The organism is Neorhizobium descurainiae (genome assembly GCF_051400715.1).
Lineage (GTDB): Bacteria > Pseudomonadota > Alphaproteobacteria > Rhizobiales > Rhizobiaceae > Neorhizobium.
This window is the reverse complement of record NZ_JBLFFK010000002.1, coordinates 425,102-443,509: the sequence shown is the minus strand read 5'-3', so window position 1 is coordinate 443,509 and position 18,408 is coordinate 425,102. Positions and strand designations below refer to the sequence as shown.

Below are 18,408 nucleotides of genomic sequence, written 5' to 3'. Positions count from 1 at the left end.
ATTTTCTTCTCCCCGCGTGCGGGGAGAAGGTGGCGGCAGGCGGATGAGGGGCGATGCTCTAGCGGCAATACCTGTAGCCGTTCGTCCGCTCCATGATGTCGAGATGCAGGTGGGTTTCGTGGGCGGCGTCGCTGCCCGGTGACAGGACGGTCGTGAAGTGCAGGCAGGCGCCGGCCGTCGCGGTGCGCTGGAAGGCGCCTTCGAGCGTGGAATCCTCGTCGCGCGGCTTCATCTCCATCGTCTTGCCGTTGTCGAGCTTGAAGGCGGCGACGTCGAAGGCGTTGCCGCGGGCGTGTTCGGAAATCTTTCCCGTCGAGGCGCCGTTGCGAAGCCGGCAGGCATAGGTGGAGCCCGGCACGATCCCTACGATCTTCCGCCCCGGCATGGCGATGTTCATCGCCGGCTGGACCGTGTCCTTCAGCCAATGCGCCAGGGTGAGCGCCGTCTTGCATCGCATCGGTGCGCGGCCGAGCCCGATGTCCGGCAGGACCTCCGTGACCTCGATGGGATGCTCGATCCCGCAGCCGTTGCCGTCGTCGATCGGGTCGATCGGCTGGAACTTCGCGCCGAGAGAGGTGAGTTCCGCAAGACAGGCTTTCAGTTCCTCGGGGTTTTCCTTGACGAGCGGAGGCGGTGGAGGAGGAGGTGGAGCCGTGGCCTTATCCTCTTCTTCCTCCTTGCCGTCGGGCTTGGGGCCGTCGTCGGTTGCAGGGGGCGTGGAGGTGTCCTGGGCCGGTTTCGGCAGGGGCTTGGGAACCTTGGCGGCTTCGGGCGGTTCGGGCCCGGTGGGAGCTGGCGGCGCAAGGGTGCCGGCTCCCGGAGCCTGAGCGTTCGGAGCTCCGGCTTCGGGAGCCTTTATCTCTGGTGCCGGCTCGGCTCTTTCGGCCGGTTTTTCGATCGGGACCGGGCCGGTTCCCGGCAGGGTGGCGCCCATCAGAAAGGGTGCGCCGATCAGAAGCAATGTCCGGAACCACGGCATGCTCGTTTTTCCTCCCCGGAGCGGGTTTCCGGGGTGCAACGCGTTTGCCCCGGTTTTGGTCGCATCGCGGCAGAAGAAATTCGCTTGCGCGCCGTCGCGACTGCGGCTAACAATTCCGCCCATGACGATTTCGATGAACATCGGTAACTGGTGGCCGGCACGCTTCACGCGGCCTTGACCAGTCATGTCCATCGACAGACGACACAAAGCCGCCCGAGAACCGAGGCGGCTTTTTTGTTGGCCGCAAGGGACCGGGCAAACGAGCAATTCCAGGAAGGTTTCCGTCCGGAATTGCGCCGAACATGGGATCGGAGAAGACAATGGTGACGATCATTCGGGATGACGGTTCGGAAGTCTACGAGACCAGGGGAGGGATCACCGTCAGCCGGCAGCGGCGGGCGGCCGATTATGCCAGCGCCATCTCCTCCTATGTGGACAGGCTCGACGAGCGGCGCGGCGCCGTCTTCTCCTCCAACTACGAGTATCCGGGCCGCTATACCCGGTGGGATACGGCGATCGTCGATCCGCCGCTCGGCATCTCCTGCAACGGCCGCGAGGTGTGGATCGAGGCCCATAACGAACGCGGCGAAGTGCTGCTCGGCTTCATCGCGGCCAAGCTGAAGACCATCGCCGATCTGACGCTGGGGGAGCAGACCGCCCGCAGGCTGGACCTCACCGTCAACGAGCCCACCCGGGTGTTTACCGAGGAGGAGCGGTCCAAGATGCCGACCGTCTTTTCCGTGCTTCGCGCGGTGGTAGACCTCTTCCATTCCGAGGCGGACTCGGCGATCGGCCTGTTCGGCGCCTTCGGCTACGATCTCGCCTTCCAGTTCGATGCGATCAAGCTTTCCATGGCGCGGCCGGAAGACCAGCGCGACATGGTGCTCTTCCTGCCCGATGAAATCCTGGTCGTGGACCATTACTCGGCCAAGGCCTGGATCGACCGCTACGATTTTGCCAAGGACGGTCTGACCACCGAGGGCAGGTCTTCGGAAATCGCGCCGGAACCTTTTCAGCGCACGACCGTGGTGCCGCCGAAGGGCGACCACAAGCCGGGAGAATACGCGGCTCTCGTCACCAAGGCGAAGGAAAGTTTTCGACGCGGCGACCTGTTCGAAGTCGTGCCCGGCCAGAAGTTCATGGAGCGCTGCGACTCGAAGCCCTCGGAGATTTCCAACCGGCTGAAGGCGATCAATCCGTCGCCCTATTCCTTCTTCATCAATCTCGGGAAACAGGAATACCTGATCGGCGCCTCGCCGGAAATGTTCGTGCGCGTTTCGGGCCGGCGGATCGAAACCTGCCCGATTTCCGGCACGATCAAGCGCGGCGAGGATGCGATCTCGGATAGCGAACAGATCCTGAAGCTCTTGAACTCCAAGAAGGACGAGTCCGAACTCACGATGTGCTCGGATGTGGACCGCAACGACAAGAGCCGCGTCTGCGAGCCGGGCTCGGTGAAGGTGATCGGCCGCCGGCAGATCGAGATGTATTCGCGCCTCATCCATACCGTCGACCATATCGAGGGGCGCTTGCGGCCGGACATGGACGCTTTCGACGGTTTCCTCTCGCATGCCTGGGCGGTCACCGTCACCGGCGCGCCAAAACTCTGGGCCATGCGCTTCATCGAGAACCACGAGAAAAGCCCGCGCGCCTGGTATGGGGGGGCGATCGGCATGGTGGGGTTCAACGGCGACATGAACACGGGCCTGACGCTGCGCACCATCCGCGTCAAGGACGGCATTGCGGAAGTAAGGGCAGGAGCGACGCTTTTGAACGACAGCGATCCCCATGAGGAAGAGGCCGAGACGGAACTCAAGGCTTCCGCCATGCTTGCCGCCATCCGCGATGCCCGCACCGGCAACACGGCCACGGCCGGCCGCGACGTCGCGCGCGTCGGTCAGGGCGTGAAGATCCTGCTCGTCGATCACGAGGACAGTTTCGTCCATACGCTCGCGAATTACTTCCGCCAGACGGGGGCGACGGTCTCGACCGTGCGCACGCCGGTGCCGGAAGAGGTGTTCGACCGCCTCGACCCAGACCTTGTCGTCCTGTCGCCCGGACCGGGCAATCCGAAGGATTTCGACTGCAAGGCGACGATCAAGACGGCGAGGGCCAGAAACCTGCCGATCTTCGGCGTCTGCCTCGGCCTGCAGGCGCTCGCCGAAGCCTATGGCGGCGAACTGAGGCATCTGGCGCTTCCCATGCACGGCAAGCCGTCGCGCATCCGCGTGCTGGAGCCGGGCATCGTCTTCTCCGGCCTCGCCCGGGAAGTGACGGTCGGGCGCTATCACTCGATCTTCGCCGATCCGAAGACGCTGCATCCGGACTTCATGATCACGGCGGAGAGCGAGGACGGCACGATCATGGGCATCGAGCACGTCAAGGAGCGCGTGGCAGCCGTGCAGTTCCACCCGGAATCGATCATGACGCTCGGCGGCGACGCGGGCATGCGGATGATCGAGAACGTCGTGGCGCATCTGGCGCGCAAGCGCGAGACGAAGGCGGCGTGATGTCTTCCGAAACCGTCGTCATCGAGGCCATGCGGCCCGAGCATATCGAGAGCTTTCACAAAGCTCTCGATATCGTTTCGAGAGAACGGAGATACCTGACCTTTCTGGAGGCGCCGCCGCTCGAAAGCTTGCGCGAATTCGTTCTCGGGATGATCGAGGGCCGCCATCCGCAATTCGTGGCGGTGATTGACGGCGAAGTGGTCGGCTGGTGCGATATCCGCCGCGAAGGCAGGCCGAGCCATGCTCATCGCGGCTCGCTCGGCATGGGCATCGTTCCGGCCCATCGCGACAAGGGGCTGGGCAGGAGGCTGATTACGGCGACGCTCGATGCGGCTCGAACGCTCGGCCTGCATCGGGTCGAGCTCGACGTTCATGCGGACAATCCAAGGGCCATCGCGCTCTACGAAAAGGTCGGCTTCGTGCGCGAAGGCGTGGCGCGCGACGCGGTGAAGATCGACGACCGGTATATTGACGCGATTCAGATGGCGGTGATTTTCGGGTAGGCTTGGTATCATTCAATGATACCAAATCTTGACTTCCTTTGGTATCTCACTATGATACCAATCATAGTTCGTCGGGCACAGATGCTGCTGGCGGTGCTGGATGCGGCGAGTTCGCTGGAAGATCTTCGCTCACCTCCGGGTAATCGCCTCGAAAAACTTTCTGGAGACCGAGAGGGAGAGCATTCGGTCCGTATCAACAAACAGTGGCGGATTTGCTTCGTCTGGACCGAAGCCGGAAGAGGTGGAAATCACCGATTATCACTAAGCCAATCGTGGCACGAAGGAGATCGATATGGGTGTCAGCAAGCTTCCGCCTATCCATCCCGGCGAAATTCTGCGGGAGCTCTATCTCGAGCCTCTGGAAATGACGCCTTATGCGCTTGCCAAGAAGTTGAACGTCCCTCGTACCCGCATTGAGCGGATCGTGGCGCAAAAGACTGGAATTACCTCCGATACCGCTCTGCGGCTTGCGAAGTTCTTCAAGACATCGCCGGAATTCTGGATGAATCTCCAGAACGGTTTCGACCTCAAGATCGAAGCTCAAGCGCTAAAGGACGAGCTTGAACGGATCCCGGAGTTTGAGGCCGCCGCTTAAAGCGGTCACGAGAAGACATTCTCCGTCGAGGCGATGTCTCCTTTGACAAGCCATCTCATCTGAGTCATACACCCGGCCAACCGAAACCGCCGAGCGACCTGCGTCGCTCCGGCGGTTTCGCCGTTTTGGGGCTCAGGTCCTGCAAATCATTCGCATACGCATGAGGAATAAATGGTGGCGAGGGATACGAAAATCGTCGAACGGCTGGCCTTCTGGAGCATCCCGCTGTCGCTTGCGGTGATGGGCCTGAAGATGCTTGCCTGGTGGGTGACGGGCTCGGTCGCGTTGCTTTCGGACGGGCTCGAATCCTTCGTCAACGTCGCCGCCGCCTTCATCGCCTATTTCGTCATCCGATATGCGCAGCGCCCGGCCGATCACGACCATCAGTTCGGCCATCACAAGGCGGAATATATCTCCGCCGTCGTCGAAGGCGTGCTGATCGTCGTGGCGGCGCTGCTCATCATCCAGGAAGCGTGGGGTGCGCTTTTTGCGCCTAAACTTCTGGATGCGCCGGTGCTCGGCCTCGCGATCAACGGGCTTGCGGGCATCATCAACGGCGTCTGGGCGACGATCCTGATCAGAACCGGCAAGGCGCATCGTTCGCCGGCGATGGAGGCGGACGGGCGGCATATCATGTCCGACGTGGTGACATCGGCCGGCGTCTTCGTCGGCCTCATCCTCGCCCTCCTCACGGGCTATGCCATCCTCGACCCGCTGCTCGCCATCCTCGTCGCCTTCAACATCTTATGGCAGGGCTACAAGGTGATCTCCCATTCGCTCGGCGGGTTGATGGACAGGGCGCTGGAACCGGAGGAGGAGGCGGCGGTGCGCGAGGCGATCACCACCCATTCCGGCGGTGCGCTCGGCGCGCACGATCTGAAGTCCCGACGGGCGGGGGCGGCCGCCTTCATCGATTTCCACCTTGTCGTGCCGGCGGAAATGAGCGTCGAGGAGGCGCATGGCATCTGCGACCGCTTGGAAGATGCGATCAAAGAGATTATTCCCGGCGCCACGTTGGCGATCCATGTGGAGCCCGAAGGCGAGCGCGCCCATGGACAGAAGGTAGAAGTCGAAGGAACAGGCAAATGACGATGACGGATGTCAGCGGGCTCAAGCAGCTCGGATCGAATGTGGAAGCGCCGCAGAACCCGGAGGCGGCGGTGCTCGAAAAGGTGCCGAACGGCAACCAGGGCACGGATTACGTGGTGCGCTTCACCGCACCGGAATTCACCTCGCTCTGCCCGATGACCGGGCAGCCGGATTTCGCGCATATCGTCATCGACTACATTCCCGACGGCTTTCTGGTGGAATCGAAGTCGCTGAAGCTCTTCCTGCATTCGTTCAGGAACCACGGCGCCTTCCACGAGGACTGCTCGATCTACATCGCCAAGCGGATCGTCGATCTGCTTCAGCCGAAATGGCTTCGGATCGGCGCCTACTGGTATCCGCGCGGCGGCATCCCGATCGACGTCTTCTGGCAGACGGGCGAGGCGCCAGCCGGCGTCTGGCTGCCGGAGCAGGGTGTGGCGACGTATAGAGGGCGTGGCTGACTACACGTCCATCGAATCGTCGCTGCCGAGATCGCTGTTGTCGAAGTCGGGCTGGTCGTCGGCAAAATCGTTGCTGCCGTAGTCGGCCGGCTGCCAGCCGTCGTTGGTATCCGCATCCGCAATTGCCGCATCATCACCGCTGGCTTCGCGGATCGCGTCGTCGCCGTAGTAGTTGTTGACGACGGTTTCCCCGGTCGGCGCGGCGTTTCCGAAGGGATTGGCGCCCTCGAAGGGCGAACCCCAGCCGAGCGAATTCATGTGGCTGCCGAAAATGCCGGACAGCGAATTGGCAAGCAGCATGCCGCCCGCCACGCCCGCTGCCGTGCCCAATGCGCCGCGCAAAAAGCTGCCGCCGGCGGAGGGGGCATGGGCTTGGGCGCTCCAGGGACCGGAAGGCGGCGGAGCGCGATAGCCGTCGTCGTCATCGCGGCCGGTGCGGTAGCTCCGGCGCGGGGCGCTGTCCCATGGGCCGGAGGATGGAGAGCTGGATTGCGAAGCGGGCGCCGGCTGCTGCGGCTGGCCGGACCCGAAGATCGAGCTCAGGAACCCGCCGCCCTGTTCGGCGCGGTGGTGTTCGCTTTCGCCGGCCTCGAGCTCACGGACGCGGTCTTCCAGTTCCCGGATGCGGTTGGCGGCGGCTTCCAGGCCCTTTTCCTGTACGACCACGGCTTGGGCCAGATAATAGGTGGCGTAGGGCTGCTCTCGGGTCGCCTGGCCAATGAAGGCTTCCGCCTCATGGTCGCGCGGCGTGGCGGAGGCCGTTCGCACGCGGTCGAAAAGCGTGGTGAGGAGCTGGCGTTCTTCCGGTGACATGTCTGCCTCCTTGCGGATTGTTGCCACGTCCAAGGAGGTAGGCAGGGATTCCGGTTTTTCAAAGCCGGAATCCCTTAAATCTCGGTAATCTTGGCTTAGCCGAAGACCAGCGAGAGGCCGAGAAGGGCGGTGACCGCTCCGGCGATGCGGGTGATGGAGGGAGCGAAGCGGGAGATGCCCAAGCCCAGCACAATGCCGGCCGCATGCAGGAGTGCGGTTGCGATTGCAAAGCCGATACCGAATTGCAGGGCGCCGGCCGATCCGAGCTCGCCGCCATGGGCATGGCCGTGGAAGAGGGCGAAGACGCCGACGACGGCCGCGCAAGCCGAAACGGGCAGCTTCACAGCCATCGCTACCAGAAGGCCGAGGCCGATGACGGAGGCGAGGATCGCCGGTTCGACGAAGGGAAGGCCGATACCGGAAAGCGCCAGAAGGAAGCCGACGGTCATGGTGCCGACAAAAGCGGACGGAACGATCCAGAGCGCGCGGTTGTCCTTTTCGCCTGCGCCGATCTGCGCCGCCCAGAGGCCGACCGCGACCATGGCGAGGACGTGGTCGAGGCCGAAGAGCGGATGCGAGAAGCCGGCCATGAAGGAGCCGTGCTCATCCGGGTTGAGATGGGCGAAGGCGGGAGCGGTTGCGGCGGTGAAAATCGCGGCGGCAAGCGAAAGGCGTTTCAGCATTTTGGTTCCCTGGAAATTATCGGATATGCGGAATGATCTGAAGGATAGGCGGGCGCCTTCCGCCTGTCCATCGGCAATCGCAGCGCAGCACGGCGCGCGGCTACGTCATTCACCTTAGTCCGAAGAAGGTGTCGCCTTAGACTGAGCGCTCCATTGTTTTACGGCCGCGAACACATTATGTCCCTCATATGAATCCATGCAGGAGACTTTGACCGTGATGAACGACGAAGACGACAACGACGACAAGACGAAGGAACTGCCGCTCGGCAAGGAAACGGAGGCGAACCTTTTCAAGTCGCGTTCGATCTTCATCTACGGGCCGATCACCCAGGAACTGGCGCAGAAGGTCAATACGCAGCTCGTGGCGCTTGCCGCCGCCAGCGACGAGGACATCCGCGTCTACGTCAATTCCCCCGGCGGCCATGTGGAATCGGGCGATTCCATTCACGACATGGTCAAGTTCATCAAGCCGAAGGTCTGGATGATCGGGACGGGCTGGGTCGCTTCCGCCGGCGCGCTGATCTACGTCTCGGCCCCCAAGGAACGCCGCATCGCCCTGCCGAACACCCGCTTCCTGCTGCACCAACCGTCCGGCGGCACGCGCGGCATGGCATCCGACATCGAGATCCAGGCCCGCGAGATCATCAAGATGAACGAGCGCCTCATCAAGATATTCTCCAAGGCCACCGGCCAGCCGGAGGAAAAGATCGCCAAGGATATCGATCGCGACTACTGGCTCGGCGCCGAAGAGGCCAAGGATTACGGTCTGGTATCGCGCATCGTCACCTCGCAGAGCGAAATCTGATCGGGTCGATTTTTTGAAGACGAAACCCCGCCGGCGCAAACCGGCGGGGTTTTTGTTTGGGGGCTCAGGCTATCTCGGGCCGCCAGGCGACAACGCCTTCGGTGCGGGCGCGAACGTCCGGCGCGGCGAGGCAGGTGGCGACGGCCTCATAACCCGGCGCTCCCGGATAAGGCATCACGCGGCTTGGGGGATTGTGGTTGGCCGGGCAGAGAACGATCGCCTCATCGGGGCCAACGGCGGCGAGGTCCAGGATCGCCGAGGAACGCGTCAGCATGAAGATCGGCCGGGCGCCTGACCCCCGGCGGCGCAAGTGGGCGATCACCGCCTCCTGCGTCGCCTGATCCAGCCCCTGTTCGATCATGTCGATGACGGGAATATCGGCCGGGTCTGTCTCCAAGGCGACGAGCAGGGCGGCGAGATCGGGGGAAAGCGTGGCGCCATCCTCCACGAGCCAACCCAGCGCCCGCTCGACGCGCGCCTTCAAGGCGGGATCGGTTTCCATGCGGGCCCGCGCTTCCGCCGCATCATTGGCTGCACGGCCAGGACCGGCGAAGACGGCGCCCGGCAGGTTTTCGGCAATCGCTCTGGCAAAACGCGTCTTGCCGCTGCCGAGCGGGCCGATGATGTAGTTCAGTGGCTTGATATCCCTGAGTTCGAACCGCTCGCCGCCCCAGGGCCAGGGAAGGTCGAAGGCAGCGACGGCCTCGGCCGCCGGCCGGACCAGCCGCGCCAGTTCCTGCATCCTCGGCGGATGGCCGTCGGCAAGGCCGGCGCGCAGGTCGCGGACGGTCTCGATCCTGACCGAAAGCTCGCGGATTTCCTCTTCGAGCCGTTTCTGATGGGCGGCAAGTGCGGGCGCCAGCCCCTGCGGATCGCCCTTCAGCACCCGCGCCACCTGGGCGAGGCTGAGGCCGAGAGCCCTCAGCGCCGCGATCTCGGCGGCGCGGGCCATTTCGGCCGGGCCGTAAGTACGCCAGCCCGCGGCGGTGCGGACGGGCGACACGAGGCCGCGCTGTTCATAAAGGCGAAGCGCCTTCTGGGATATGCCGAGCCGCCCGGCGGCTTCGGATGCGTTGAGATAGTGTGCGGCAGACGTCAAGGAATCACCTCGCTGGTTGTTGACCGCCCCTCTATCGGGGCAGTCCCAGGGGCCGGGTCAATGGGGTGTCCGTGACGTTCGGGCGATATTTCCGATCAGCCTTGCGATCAGCCAGCCCGAATGCGCCAACCAGCCTGCCGGCTTCTCGCGCAGTGCCGAATGGCGCAGGCGTGCTGCGCGATGCGCATAGAAGTCGATGTCGATCGATCCGTCGGGTCGGCGGCGAACGGGCTCTTCGTGGTCCTGCGTCATGGCAGCCTCCGTCAGTCATGCGCATTCCTTACCGCTGGGAAGTCCGTTCCGCTTGATCAGGACCTTGCGCTTTCCTTGTCTTTTTCCTGTCTTTTCCTGGGCTCTTGTCCGGCGGTACGATCGCAATGCGCTCCATGGTAAAAGAAGGAATGCGCTATCGGTTCGGAACCTTCGAGTTGGTGCCGGAAACCCACGAGCTTCTCGCGGGCGGCCTGCCGCGTCCGATCGAGCCGCAGGTCTTCGATCTTCTCCATCATCTGGTGAGGGAGCGGGACCGGGTCGTTTCCCAGGAAGAGCTGATAGAGGCGATCTGGAAAAGCCGCATCGTCTCGGATTCCGCGATCAGCGCCCGCATCAGCGCCGCCCGATCCGCCATTGGGGATGACGGCCGGCGCCAGGAGTGGATCAGGACCGTGCCGCGACGGGGCTTCCGTTTCGTCGGCCGGGTCGAGCTGATGGCCCTGCAACCGGACACGGTTACGAGCAGCGACGGGAGCGATCGTCAACGGGTCGGCTTCTGCCGATCCGCCGACGGCACCCGGATCGCCTATGCGACCAGCGGCGGCGGCTACCCGCTGGTGAAGGCCGGCCATTGGCTCACCCATCTGGAACATGACTGGCACAGCCCGATCTGGCGGCCGTTCCTCGACAGGCTGGACGCGAGCTTTCACGTGATGCGCTACGACCAGCGCGGCAACGGTCTTTCCGAATGGGACGTGCGGGATTTCTCGCTGGACCGGTGCGTCGAGGACCTGGAAGCGGTCGTCGAGACCTGCAGGATCGAGCGTTTCGCGCTTTACGGCACGTCGCAGGGCGTGCCGATCGCGATCGCCTATGCGGTTCGCCATCCGCAGAAGGTCAGCCATCTGGTGCTGCAGGGCGGCTATGAAAAGGGCCGTCTCATCAGGGCGGCGGAGAGCGACCGGGCGCAGGGGGAGGCCATCCTCGCGCTGATACGCTACGGCTGGGGCAGGGCAAACAGCCCGTTCATCGATGCCTTCGCCACGATGTTCATTCCGGAGGGCAGCCGCGAACAGATCGAATCGCTGGCCGAGTTGCAGCGCCATACGACCTCCCCGGAAAATGCGGTATCCCTGCGCTCCGCCGTCGATCGCTTCGACGTCAGCGGCCTGTTGGAGAGGGTCGCTGTTCCGACGCTGGTGATCCATGCGCGTGACGACGGCATTCATCCGTTCGAGCAGGGCTGCCGGCTTGCATCGGGAATTCCGGACGCCGAATTCCTGATGCTCGAAAGCCGCAACCACGTCATCCTGCCGCAGGAAAAGGCGTGGCCTGTCCTTTTCGAGGCGATCGAGCGCTTCGTGCTCCATACGGGGCCGCCGGATCGAACGGAATCCTCATGACCACCTGTCCCGGTGTGGCGTCCCGTACTCTTTTCGTCCAACCCCACCTTGCCTTCCCCGTCCGGCTTGTGCTCGATAACGGGCTTCCGTCTTCACGAGTCCCGCCCGCATGCTCAAGGATTTCTCCGTCTCCGCCCTGATGATGGGCCTGCTCACGGCCTTCGTCGGCTTCATCAGTTCCTTCGCCGTCATCATGCAGGGGCTGCAGGCGATGGGGGCCACGGCGCCCGAGATCGCGTCGGGACTGCTGGCGCAATCGCTCTCGATGGGGCTGCTCGCGATCGTCTTTTCCAGCCTCTACCGCATGCCGATCAGCATGGCCTGGTCGACGCCCGGCGCGGCGCTGCTTTCCGGCATCAGCGCGATCGAGGGCGGGTTTCCGGCGGTGGTCGGCGCCTTCGTCGTCTGCGGCGCGCTGATCATCCTTGCCGGCCTGTTCCGGCCCCTCGGCCGCGCGATACGGATGATTCCGGCGCCGCTCGCCAACGCCATGCTCGCCGGCATCCTCCTGGGCCTCTGTCTGGCACCGGTGAAGGCGGTGGCCTTCGATGCGGCGCTCGCCTGCCGATCGTATTGACCTGGATGGTGGTGGTGTCGCGCTGGCGTCTCTGGGCTGTGCCTGCGGCTCTCGCCGCGCTCGTCCTGGTGCTGATCTTCGGTGTCGACCTGCCGCCCGACACGATCAGCCAGATCGGCGCTGCAATCCATCCGGACCTGACGTTCATCACGCCGGTCTTCACCTGGCATGGGGTGGTTTCCGTCGCCGTGCCGCTTTTCATCGTCACCATGGCGTCCCAGAACATTCCGGGCATCGCCATCCTCAAGGTGCATCATTACGAGCCGCCGCCGGGCGTGCTGTTTGCCGGCACCGGGATTTTCTCGATCCTCGGCGGGTTGCTGGGCGGCGTGCCGGTCAACATGGCGGCGATCACGGCGGCCATGTGCTCCAGCGAGGATGCCCATCCGGATCCGAAGAAGCGTTACTGGGCGGCGATCGTCGCCGGTTTCGGCTATATCGCGTTCGGGCTGATCGCCGGCGGCATCATCGCCTTCGTGTCGCTCGCGCCGCCGATCCTGCTGCAGGCGGTCGCCGGCCTCGGCCTCATCAGCGCCTTTTCCGCGGCGGCCTTTGCGGCCTATCGGGAGCCGGAAACGCGCGAAGCGGCGGCGATCACCTTCCTCGTCACCGCATCCGGCCTGTCCTTTGCAGGCATTTCCGGCGCCTTCTGGGGACTGATCGCCGGCGGCGCCATGATGGCGCTGCGGCATTTCATGCAATCGCCGAAAAAGTGACCGGGGGCTTGCCTCGATTTCCGGCCGCGGTTATACATCCGCCCATGACCATGACAGGCGCCATCATGTCAGACCGTTCGCCGACCCGCCGTATGACGGCCGGGGCGCCGGTTCTTGCGCTTTCCTCGCTTCTTAGCCTCGACCTTACGCGCGGTTGCCGGGTCCGTTGAGGAGCGCCCGGCGGCCGAAAAGCCCTGCCGGCGTAAGAGCTCCTCTCACGAACATTCAAGACTTGAGCCACACAAGACCGCTAAAGGTCCGCATCGGCGACGGCTTTTCCCCTCCAGATGGGCGCCGAACCGATGCGTGAAGCGAGAAGAGACGACGACAATGGACGCCAAGACCCAACCTTCCGAGGTCCGATCCGCCGGGGCCCGTTCCGCGAGCCACGGCATGCCGCAGGCCGCGATGAAATACCGTGCCTACCCGACGATCGACATTCCCGACCGTAGCTGGCCTTCGAAAACCATCACCAAGGCGCCGATCTGGTGTTCGGTGGATCTGCGTGACGGCAACCAGTCGCTGGTCAACCCGATGGGGCACGACCGCAAGGCCCGCATGTTCAAGCTGCTGCTCGACATGGGCTTCAAGGAGATCGAGATCGGCTTTCCCTCCGCCTCGCAGACCGACTTCGACTTCGCCCGCTGGTGCGTGGAGGAAGGCGGCGTGCCGGAGGACGTTTCCATGCAGGTCCTCGTTCAGTGCCGGCCGGAACTGATCACGCGCACCTTCGAATCCCTGGAAGGTGCCCACAAGCCGATCATCCATTTCTACAACTCGACCTCCGAACTGCAGCGCCGCGTGGTGTTCGCCAAGGACGTCGGCGGGATCAAGCAGATCGCCGTCGATGCCGCCAAGATGATTACCGACATGGCGGAGAAAGCCGGCGGCGGTTATCGCTTCCAGTATTCGCCGGAAAGTTTTACCGGCACGGAGCTCGACGTGGCGCTGGAGATCTGCAACGCGGTGATCGAGGTGGTGAAGCCGACGCCCGAGAACAAGCTGATCATCAACCTGCCGTCCACGGTCGAGATGGCGACGCCGAACATCTATGCCGACCAGATCGAATGGATGTGCCGCCAGATCGACAACCGCGAGAACATCATCATCTCGCTGCATCCGCATAACGACCGCGGCACCGGCATCGCCGCCACCGAACTCGGCCTGATGGCGGGCGCCGACCGCGTCGAAGGCACGCTCTTCGGCAATGGCGAGCGCACCGGCAATGTCGACGTGGTGACGCTGGCGCTCAACATGTACACGCAGGGCGTCGATCCGGAACTGGACTGCTCGAACATCGAACACATCAAGGATGTCTACGAATATTCCAACGAGATGAAGATTCCGGAACGCCATCCTTACGTGGGCGAGCTGGTCTATACCGCCTTTTCGGGCTCGCATCAGGACGCGATCAACAAGGGGATGAAGGCGATCAAGGTCGCCAACCACCCGGTCTGGGAGGTTCCCTACCTGCCGATCGACCCGCGCGACGTCGGGCGTTCCTACGAGGCGATCATCCGCATCAACTCGCAGTCCGGCAAGGGCGGCATCGCCTATATCCTGCAGGCGGATTATGGCCTCAACCTGCCGCGCAACCTGCAGGTGGAGTTCCGCGAGGACATCCAGCGCATCACCGACGAAGAGGGCAAGGAGCTTCCTTCGAAGCGCATCCACGAGCGCTTCATTGAGCGCTATGTGGAGCAGCCGGATGCGCGGCTGAAATTCGTCGACCACCACACCTATCCAGCCGGCTCGGACCAGAAGGGCGTGCGGATCGTGGCGGCGGAGATCACCGATCGCGGCGAGACGAAACGCATCGAGGGCAAGGGGACGGGACCGATCGACGGCTTCATCAACGCTCTGTCGACCTATCTGGAGATCGATCTCTCGGTGGCCGATTATTCCGAGCATTCGCTGCAGCACGGCTCCAACGCCTCGGCCATCGCCTATGTGGAGATGGAGCATCCGGGCGGAAAGCTCTTCGGCGCCGGCATCAACACGAATATGGTGGCGGCTTCGCTGGAGGCGATCGTCTCAGCGGCGAACAGGGTGCTCGAAGAGCGGAAGGGCTGACAGGCCCGTGCGTCAGGCCGCGGCGGCTTGTTCGTCGCGCGGCCTGACGATGCAATCGAGAAGCGCGCGCTCTTCGCCGCGCGCTTCCGCATGGCGCTGGCCCCATCGGCAGAGCGCATAGAGGATCGGTTCCAGGCCGAGCCCGAGTTCGGTCGCGGTATATTCGACGCGTGCCGGCACTTCGGCGAAAACCTCGCGGCGCACGAGACCGTGTTCCTCCATTTCCCGCAACTGCTGGATCAGCACCTTCTGGGTGATGTCGGGCATCATGCGCTTCAGCTCGGAAAGCCGTTTCGGGCCTGAGAAGACGTAGTAGAGGATGATCGGCTTCCAGCGGCCGGAGATCACTTTCAGTGCACGCTCCACCGGCAGTCTCGGCAGGTTTTTCAACGGGTCCGCCATGGTCACCTCCTGGTGGGTATGGCACGAAAGAGTTTCTATCCCGGCCGGGCCGCCTGCTGCTAAGCCCCGCCTCATGTCTTCTACATGAGGTTTTCCATGAAAGCTGTCCAGTTCTCCCGTTTCGGTCCGCCCGAGGTTCTTGACCTCGCCGACATGCCGACGCCCGTACCAGGCGATGGCGAGGCGCTGGTCAGGATGAAGGCGTCCGGCGTGAACTTCTTCGAAGTGCTGATGCGGGCCGACAGATATGCAGTGACGCCTCCGTTGCCCTTGGTGCCGGGCGTCGAGGTGACAGGCGTCGTCGAGGCGGTCGGAGAGGGGGTGGACCATGCGCTTATCGGCGCGCGGGTCGCGGTGCCGCTGTTTGCCATCGGACGCGCCGGCGGATACGCGGAATACGTCGCCGCCGATGCCGGTGCGCTGGTGCCGGTGCCGGACGGACTAAGCTTCGAGGATGCCACGGCCTTGATGGTGCAGGGGCTGACGGCATTGCATCTCGTCCGCCAAAATCCCGTCGCCGGCAAGAATATACTGGTGACGGCGGCTGCAGGCGGCGTGGGCTCACTGCTGATCCAGCTTGCGAGGCGCGATGGTGCCGAAGCGATCATTGCTGCGGCCGGCAGCGAACGGAAGCGGCAACTTGCCCTCTCGCTCGGGGCTGATCAGGCTTTGGATTACAGGCAGCAGGGATGGGCGAAGGCGGCCGGAGCAGACATTGTCTTCGATCTCGTCGGCGGCGAGATTTCAAAGGCTTGCATGGCGGCGCTCAAGCAGAATGGCAGGCTGGTGCTCGCCGCCATGGGCCGGTTCTCCCTGGAGCGCGCCGATATCGAGGCCATGCTTGACGCCAACCAGTCGCTGCAGGGTTTCTCGCTTCTGCCGCTGCTGACGAAGGAGGAATTGGCCCGCGATCTCGCGGATATTTTCCGGCTGGCGGCCGAGGGAGAATTGAAGATCGTCAGGGGCGGCACGTTTCCGCTGGCTGCGGCTGCCGATGCGCATCGGGCGATCGAAAGCCGCGACACGGCCGGCAAGATCGTGCTGGTCGCGGAGGGCTAAATCAATCCCGCGGCCTTGGCGGCGATGTCGTCGAGGTCGGCGGCGGAGGAGGGGCCGATGACCATGTAGGTGGCGAGCGGCGTGACCCAGGTGACAAGCCCGGTGTCGTTGCGGATCTCCTCGACGGAGCGGTTGCCTTCGGGCCGGGTCTTGGTGAAGGAGATGGCAATCACGTCGCCGTCTCCCTCTCCATCGGTGCGCCGGTAGAGAAGCTGGCCGACCGGCGTGCCGCCGGCCGTAAAAAGCCGGGCGCCTTGGAAAGTCAGGCCGCTATCTCCGAGATCTGGAATCCGGAAGCCGACGCCGGTGCTGGTGGTCAGCCATTCGAGTATGTCCGCCGCCCTTTCGGGCGGTATCTCGGCGAGATGATTGGTCTGGCGCGCATAGAGCCGGTAATGGGCGATGATATCGTCCAGCCAGTCGCGGCTGCTCGCCGCAGGAGCCGAAATCGGCGCCGGCTCCAGCGTGACCGGACGATCGCCGAGCATGTAACCGACCCCGCCGCCCAGCGCGAAGAAAAGAAGGCAGGCTGCAAAAGCCTGCGAGCCGGACGGCTTGAAGGCGATCGTCGGGCGCGGCGCCTGTGGCAGACGTACGGCCCGGCGCGGCAGCGGTGCGTTCTTGATGGCGCGCACCAGGTCGAGCGGCACGGGCTCCTTCAGCATGTCGTCGAAGGCTTGCCGGCCGATATCGGCGCCGCGCTTCAGCGTATCGTGCAGCGCGCGCGCCTGCGGATCGTTGACCAGCAGTTCCTCGACCGAGTGCCTGTCGTGTTCGCCGGCTTGGCCGTCGACATAGGCGGAAAGCCGCAATTCCAGCGGCGAAGGCCGAACGGCGCTCATCGATCAGGCTCTCCGTTCGCTTGTTCGCGCGCCGGCAGCGGCAAGATCGAGGCGGGCGGCACAGAGGCGGGCGGCGAAGAGATCAGGCTGGATGCCGAGGATGGCGGCGGCTTCGGCATAGGTGAAGCCTTCCACATCCACGAGGAGGAAGGCGCTCGCCAATCCATCCGGAAGGTTCAGAACGAAATTCGACGGTTTGCGGCTTTCGGCCGCGGAGCCGACATCGACGAGGTCCGGGTCCATCCGCCTGCGCTTCTTCGCCTCGTCCGCCCAGGCGCTGCGCATCATGCTGAAGAGCCAGTTCTCCAGCCGGCCTTCGCCCTTCCAGTGATGGCTCTTCTGGATCGCCCGTCCGGCTATTTCGCGCACCAATTCATCCGCTTCCGATGCGCCGCCCGTCAACGTCAGCGCGAAGCGGCGCAGGCGCGGCAGGAGGGCGACAAGATCGCGCCGGATGTCGGTCGATGCGCTCGGCTGGTTCATGGACAGGAGGCGGCTCTGCTTCTGATGCGTTCCGATGACGGTAGAGGGTTATTAGCTATGACTGGATTGTGGCGATTCCGCAACATTCACGCCGATTACTCTACAACATTCTGGCCGCTTCGGGAATCGACAGCGCAGCCGGTGTCTCGCCGTAGAGGAGGCGGCTGTTGTCGAGGGCGACGCCGTCGCCGGTTTCCGTCAGGCCGTACCGCTCACAAAGGAGGTTCCACGCGCCGGGCTCACCCGAAAGCGTGAAGAGGTTGTAGGCGGCGCGAGGCTTGTGGCCGCCAGGGCCTTGAGAGGCGGAGGCGATACCGACGACCGGGACCTGGCCGTGGTGGCTCCTCAGCCAGTAGAGCGTGTTCAGGTGGGTGTGGCCGTGCAGCACGAGCTCCGCGCCGCCGGTGGAGATCGCGGCGGCGAAACGGCGGATGCCGAGCATGCGCTTGTGGGAAGGCGTGGCGCCACGGATCGGCGGATGGTGGATCAGCACGATGCGAAAGAGGCCTTCATCGCCTGCCTTCTTCAACAGGTTCACCGTTTCGCGCGCCTGGCGGGGACTATAATAGCCGGACGCCGAAAAGGGTGGAGTGGCGTTGGACGTGGAGCAGCCGATGATCGCGACGGGGCCGCGGCGGCGATAGGTGGGGAAGATGTGATCGTCTTCCGGCCAGTCCTTCGGGTCGTCGTCGCCGGCGATGAAGGGATACCAGGCCTTGACCGACTTGTCGTGGGCGCCCGGCACATAGGCGTCGTGATTGCCGGGCACCACGGTGGTATCGAGCGGATCGCCGATCGTCTCCAGCCATTCGCCGGCAAGCCTGATCTCGATGCCGGTCGCCAGATTGACGATATCGCCGGTGATGACGAGATGATCGGGGTCCCGCGTCTTCAAATCGCTCAAAAGCAGATCGAGCGTGTTGACGAAAAGGTGCTTGCGCCGGTTCCGGTGCCAGTTCACAAAGCCGGTGATCCGTTTGGAGAAAAGCTCACGCAACGTGAGTTTCGGAAGCGGTCCCAGATGGATGTCGGAAATATGCGCGAATTTGAACATGGCGCACACATAACGCATAAGCCGATAAATCGTTATCGTTTTTCTGGCC

Annotated in this window: 18 protein-coding genes and 2 pseudogenes; 11 read left to right on the top strand and 9 right to left on the bottom strand. The window is 63.8% G+C overall.

Going from position 1 to position 18,408, the window contains the following annotated elements; genetic code table 11:
- Positions 1-58 precede the first annotated feature (58 nt).
- Complete coding sequence (locus ACMGE0_RS05735; protein WP_436814897.1) at positions 59-979, bottom strand: extensin-like domain-containing protein; 921 nt, start codon at positions 977-979, stop codon at positions 59-61.
- Positions 980-1,299: 320 nt separating this feature from the next.
- Here ACMGE0_RS05735 and ACMGE0_RS05730 point away from each other — a divergent pair, with 320 nt between their 5' ends.
- The 6 genes and pseudogenes from ACMGE0_RS05730 (at position 1,300) to queF (ending at position 6,137) form a co-directional block, all read left to right on the top strand.
- A complete protein-coding gene (locus ACMGE0_RS05730) occupies positions 1,300-3,489 on the top strand; it encodes an anthranilate synthase (RefSeq protein ID WP_436814896.1) in 2,190 nt (729 codons plus the stop codon).
- Positions 3,489-3,992 carry a GNAT family N-acetyltransferase gene (locus ACMGE0_RS05725; protein WP_436814895.1) on the top strand — a complete coding sequence of 168 codons (504 nt, stop codon included), beginning with the start codon at positions 3,489-3,491 and terminating at the stop codon, positions 3,990-3,992. The genes ACMGE0_RS05730 and ACMGE0_RS05725 overlap by 1 nt, the downstream gene beginning before the upstream one ends.
- Positions 3,993-4,055: 63 nt before the next feature.
- Positions 4,056-4,257, top strand: a pseudogene (locus tag ACMGE0_RS05720) (type II toxin-antitoxin system RelE/ParE family toxin); the annotation flags it as partial.
- Between the two features lie 27 nt (positions 4,258-4,284).
- Positions 4,285-4,587, top strand: a complete 303-nt coding sequence (locus tag ACMGE0_RS05715) for a HigA family addiction module antitoxin (RefSeq protein WP_436814894.1) — start codon at positions 4,285-4,287, stop codon at positions 4,585-4,587.
- A 171-nt stretch (positions 4,588-4,758) separates the two neighbouring features.
- Positions 4,759-5,676: a cation diffusion facilitator family transporter gene (locus tag ACMGE0_RS05710; protein WP_436814893.1), complete on the top strand. Its 918-nt coding sequence runs from the start codon at positions 4,759-4,761 to the stop codon at positions 5,674-5,676.
- On the top strand, positions 5,673-6,137 hold the full coding sequence (queF, locus tag ACMGE0_RS05705) for a preQ(1) synthase (RefSeq protein WP_436814892.1): 465 nt from the start codon (positions 5,673-5,675) through the stop codon (positions 6,135-6,137). The genes ACMGE0_RS05710 and queF overlap by 4 nt, the downstream gene beginning before the upstream one ends.
- Here queF and ACMGE0_RS05700 read toward each other — a convergent pair whose 3' ends face one another.
- Positions 6,138-6,950 (bottom strand): DUF2076 domain-containing protein, encoded by an 813-nt coding sequence (locus ACMGE0_RS05700; protein ID WP_436814891.1) that lies wholly within the window; start codon positions 6,948-6,950, stop codon positions 6,138-6,140. It abuts the gene before it with no gap.
- Positions 6,951-7,045: 95 nt separating this feature from the next.
- The gene (locus tag ACMGE0_RS05695; protein ID WP_436814890.1) at positions 7,046-7,633 is read right to left on the bottom strand and encodes a HupE/UreJ family protein; all 588 of its coding nucleotides are present in this window, start codon (positions 7,631-7,633) and stop codon (positions 7,046-7,048) included.
- Between the two features lie 217 nt (positions 7,634-7,850).
- Between ACMGE0_RS05695 and ACMGE0_RS05690 the strand changes: the two genes are divergently transcribed.
- Entirely contained in the window at positions 7,851-8,438 is a 588-nt protein-coding gene (locus ACMGE0_RS05690; protein ID WP_436814889.1) for an ATP-dependent Clp protease proteolytic subunit, read from the top strand.
- Positions 8,439-8,502: 64 nt separating this feature from the next.
- Here the strand turns inward: ACMGE0_RS05690 and ACMGE0_RS05685 are convergent, their stop codons facing one another.
- A complete protein-coding gene (locus ACMGE0_RS05685; RefSeq protein WP_436814888.1) occupies positions 8,503-9,537 on the bottom strand; it encodes a MerR family transcriptional regulator in 1,035 nt (344 codons plus the stop codon).
- Between the two features lie 57 nt (positions 9,538-9,594).
- Entirely contained in the window at positions 9,595-9,789 is a 195-nt protein-coding gene (locus tag ACMGE0_RS05680; protein ID WP_436814887.1) for a hypothetical protein, read from the bottom strand.
- Between the two features lie 149 nt (positions 9,790-9,938).
- Between ACMGE0_RS05680 and ACMGE0_RS05675 the strand changes: the two genes are divergently transcribed.
- The 3 genes and pseudogenes from ACMGE0_RS05675 (at position 9,939) to leuA (ending at position 14,519) form a co-directional block, all read left to right on the top strand.
- Complete coding sequence (locus ACMGE0_RS05675; RefSeq protein ID WP_436814886.1) at positions 9,939-11,153, top strand: alpha/beta hydrolase; 1,215 nt, start codon at positions 9,939-9,941, stop codon at positions 11,151-11,153.
- 109 nt (positions 11,154-11,262) lie between these two features.
- Positions 11,263-12,446 (top strand): annotated as a pseudogene (locus ACMGE0_RS05670) (benzoate/H(+) symporter BenE family transporter).
- 330 nt (positions 12,447-12,776) lie between these two features.
- Complete coding sequence (gene leuA / locus ACMGE0_RS05665; protein WP_436814885.1) at positions 12,777-14,519, top strand: 2-isopropylmalate synthase; 1,743 nt, start codon at positions 12,777-12,779, stop codon at positions 14,517-14,519.
- Positions 14,520-14,531: 12 nt separating this feature from the next.
- Here leuA and ACMGE0_RS05660 read toward each other — a convergent pair whose 3' ends face one another.
- Positions 14,532-14,996 (bottom strand): winged helix-turn-helix transcriptional regulator, encoded by a 465-nt coding sequence (locus ACMGE0_RS05660; RefSeq protein ID WP_436814884.1) that lies wholly within the window; start codon positions 14,994-14,996, stop codon positions 14,532-14,534.
- A gap of 21 nt (positions 14,997-15,017) precedes the next feature.
- Here ACMGE0_RS05660 and ACMGE0_RS05655 point away from each other — a divergent pair, with 21 nt between their 5' ends.
- Positions 15,018-15,980 (top strand): quinone oxidoreductase family protein, encoded by a 963-nt coding sequence (locus ACMGE0_RS05655; RefSeq protein WP_436814883.1) that lies wholly within the window; start codon positions 15,018-15,020, stop codon positions 15,978-15,980.
- On the opposite strand, the gene ACMGE0_RS05650 is transcribed toward ACMGE0_RS05655, so the two are convergent.
- The 3 genes from ACMGE0_RS05650 to ACMGE0_RS05640 all read right to left on the bottom strand — a co-directional run bounded on the left by ACMGE0_RS05650 (position 15,977) and on the right by ACMGE0_RS05640 (position 18,359).
- On the bottom strand, positions 15,977-16,822 hold the full coding sequence (locus ACMGE0_RS05650) for an anti-sigma factor family protein (protein ID WP_436814882.1): 846 nt from the start codon (positions 16,820-16,822) through the stop codon (positions 15,977-15,979). The genes ACMGE0_RS05655 and ACMGE0_RS05650 overlap by 4 nt on opposite strands.
- Positions 16,823-16,825: 3 nt before the next feature.
- A complete protein-coding gene (locus tag ACMGE0_RS05645; protein WP_436814881.1) occupies positions 16,826-17,305 on the bottom strand; it encodes an RNA polymerase sigma factor in 480 nt (159 codons plus the stop codon).
- A gap of 100 nt (positions 17,306-17,405) precedes the next feature.
- Entirely contained in the window at positions 17,406-18,359 is a 954-nt protein-coding gene (locus ACMGE0_RS05640) for a metallophosphoesterase family protein (RefSeq protein WP_436814880.1), read from the bottom strand.
- Positions 18,360-18,408 lie beyond the last annotated feature (49 nt).

Excerpts from the sequence above, each read along its gene's own strand:
- ACMGE0_RS05735 (WP_436814897.1), bottom strand. The coding sequence starts at position 979 with ATGCCGTGGTTCCGGACATTGCTTCTGATCGGCGCACCCTTTCTGATG.
- ACMGE0_RS05730 (WP_436814896.1), top strand. The coding sequence starts at position 1,300 with ATGGTGACGATCATTCGGGATGACGGTTCGGAAGTCTACGAGACCAGG.
- ACMGE0_RS05725 (WP_436814895.1), top strand. The coding sequence starts at position 3,489 with ATGTCTTCCGAAACCGTCGTCATCGAGGCCATGCGGCCCGAGCATATC.
- ACMGE0_RS05715 (WP_436814894.1), top strand. The coding sequence starts at position 4,285 with ATGGGTGTCAGCAAGCTTCCGCCTATCCATCCCGGCGAAATTCTGCGG.
- ACMGE0_RS05710 (WP_436814893.1), top strand. The coding sequence starts at position 4,759 with ATGGTGGCGAGGGATACGAAAATCGTCGAACGGCTGGCCTTCTGGAGC.
- queF (WP_436814892.1), top strand. The coding sequence starts at position 5,673 with ATGACGATGACGGATGTCAGCGGGCTCAAGCAGCTCGGATCGAATGTG.
- ACMGE0_RS05700 (WP_436814891.1), bottom strand. The coding sequence starts at position 6,950 with ATGTCACCGGAAGAACGCCAGCTCCTCACCACGCTTTTCGACCGCGTG.
- ACMGE0_RS05695 (WP_436814890.1), bottom strand. The coding sequence starts at position 7,633 with ATGCTGAAACGCCTTTCGCTTGCCGCCGCGATTTTCACCGCCGCAACC.
- ACMGE0_RS05690 (WP_436814889.1), top strand. The coding sequence starts at position 7,851 with ATGAACGACGAAGACGACAACGACGACAAGACGAAGGAACTGCCGCTC.
- ACMGE0_RS05680 (WP_436814887.1), bottom strand. The coding sequence starts at position 9,789 with ATGACGCAGGACCACGAAGAGCCCGTTCGCCGCCGACCCGACGGATCG.
- ACMGE0_RS05675 (WP_436814886.1), top strand. The coding sequence starts at position 9,939 with ATGCGCTATCGGTTCGGAACCTTCGAGTTGGTGCCGGAAACCCACGAG.
- leuA (WP_436814885.1), top strand. The coding sequence starts at position 12,777 with ATGGACGCCAAGACCCAACCTTCCGAGGTCCGATCCGCCGGGGCCCGT.
- ACMGE0_RS05660 (WP_436814884.1), bottom strand. The coding sequence starts at position 14,996 with ATGAGGCGGGGCTTAGCAGCAGGCGGCCCGGCCGGGATAGAAACTCTT.
- ACMGE0_RS05655 (WP_436814883.1), top strand. The coding sequence starts at position 15,018 with ATGAAAGCTGTCCAGTTCTCCCGTTTCGGTCCGCCCGAGGTTCTTGAC.
- ACMGE0_RS05650 (WP_436814882.1), bottom strand. The coding sequence starts at position 16,822 with ATGAGCGCCGTTCGGCCTTCGCCGCTGGAATTGCGGCTTTCCGCCTAT.
- ACMGE0_RS05645 (WP_436814881.1), bottom strand. The coding sequence starts at position 17,305 with ATGAACCAGCCGAGCGCATCGACCGACATCCGGCGCGATCTTGTCGCC.
- ACMGE0_RS05640 (WP_436814880.1), bottom strand. The coding sequence starts at position 18,359 with ATGTTCAAATTCGCGCATATTTCCGACATCCATCTGGGACCGCTTCCG.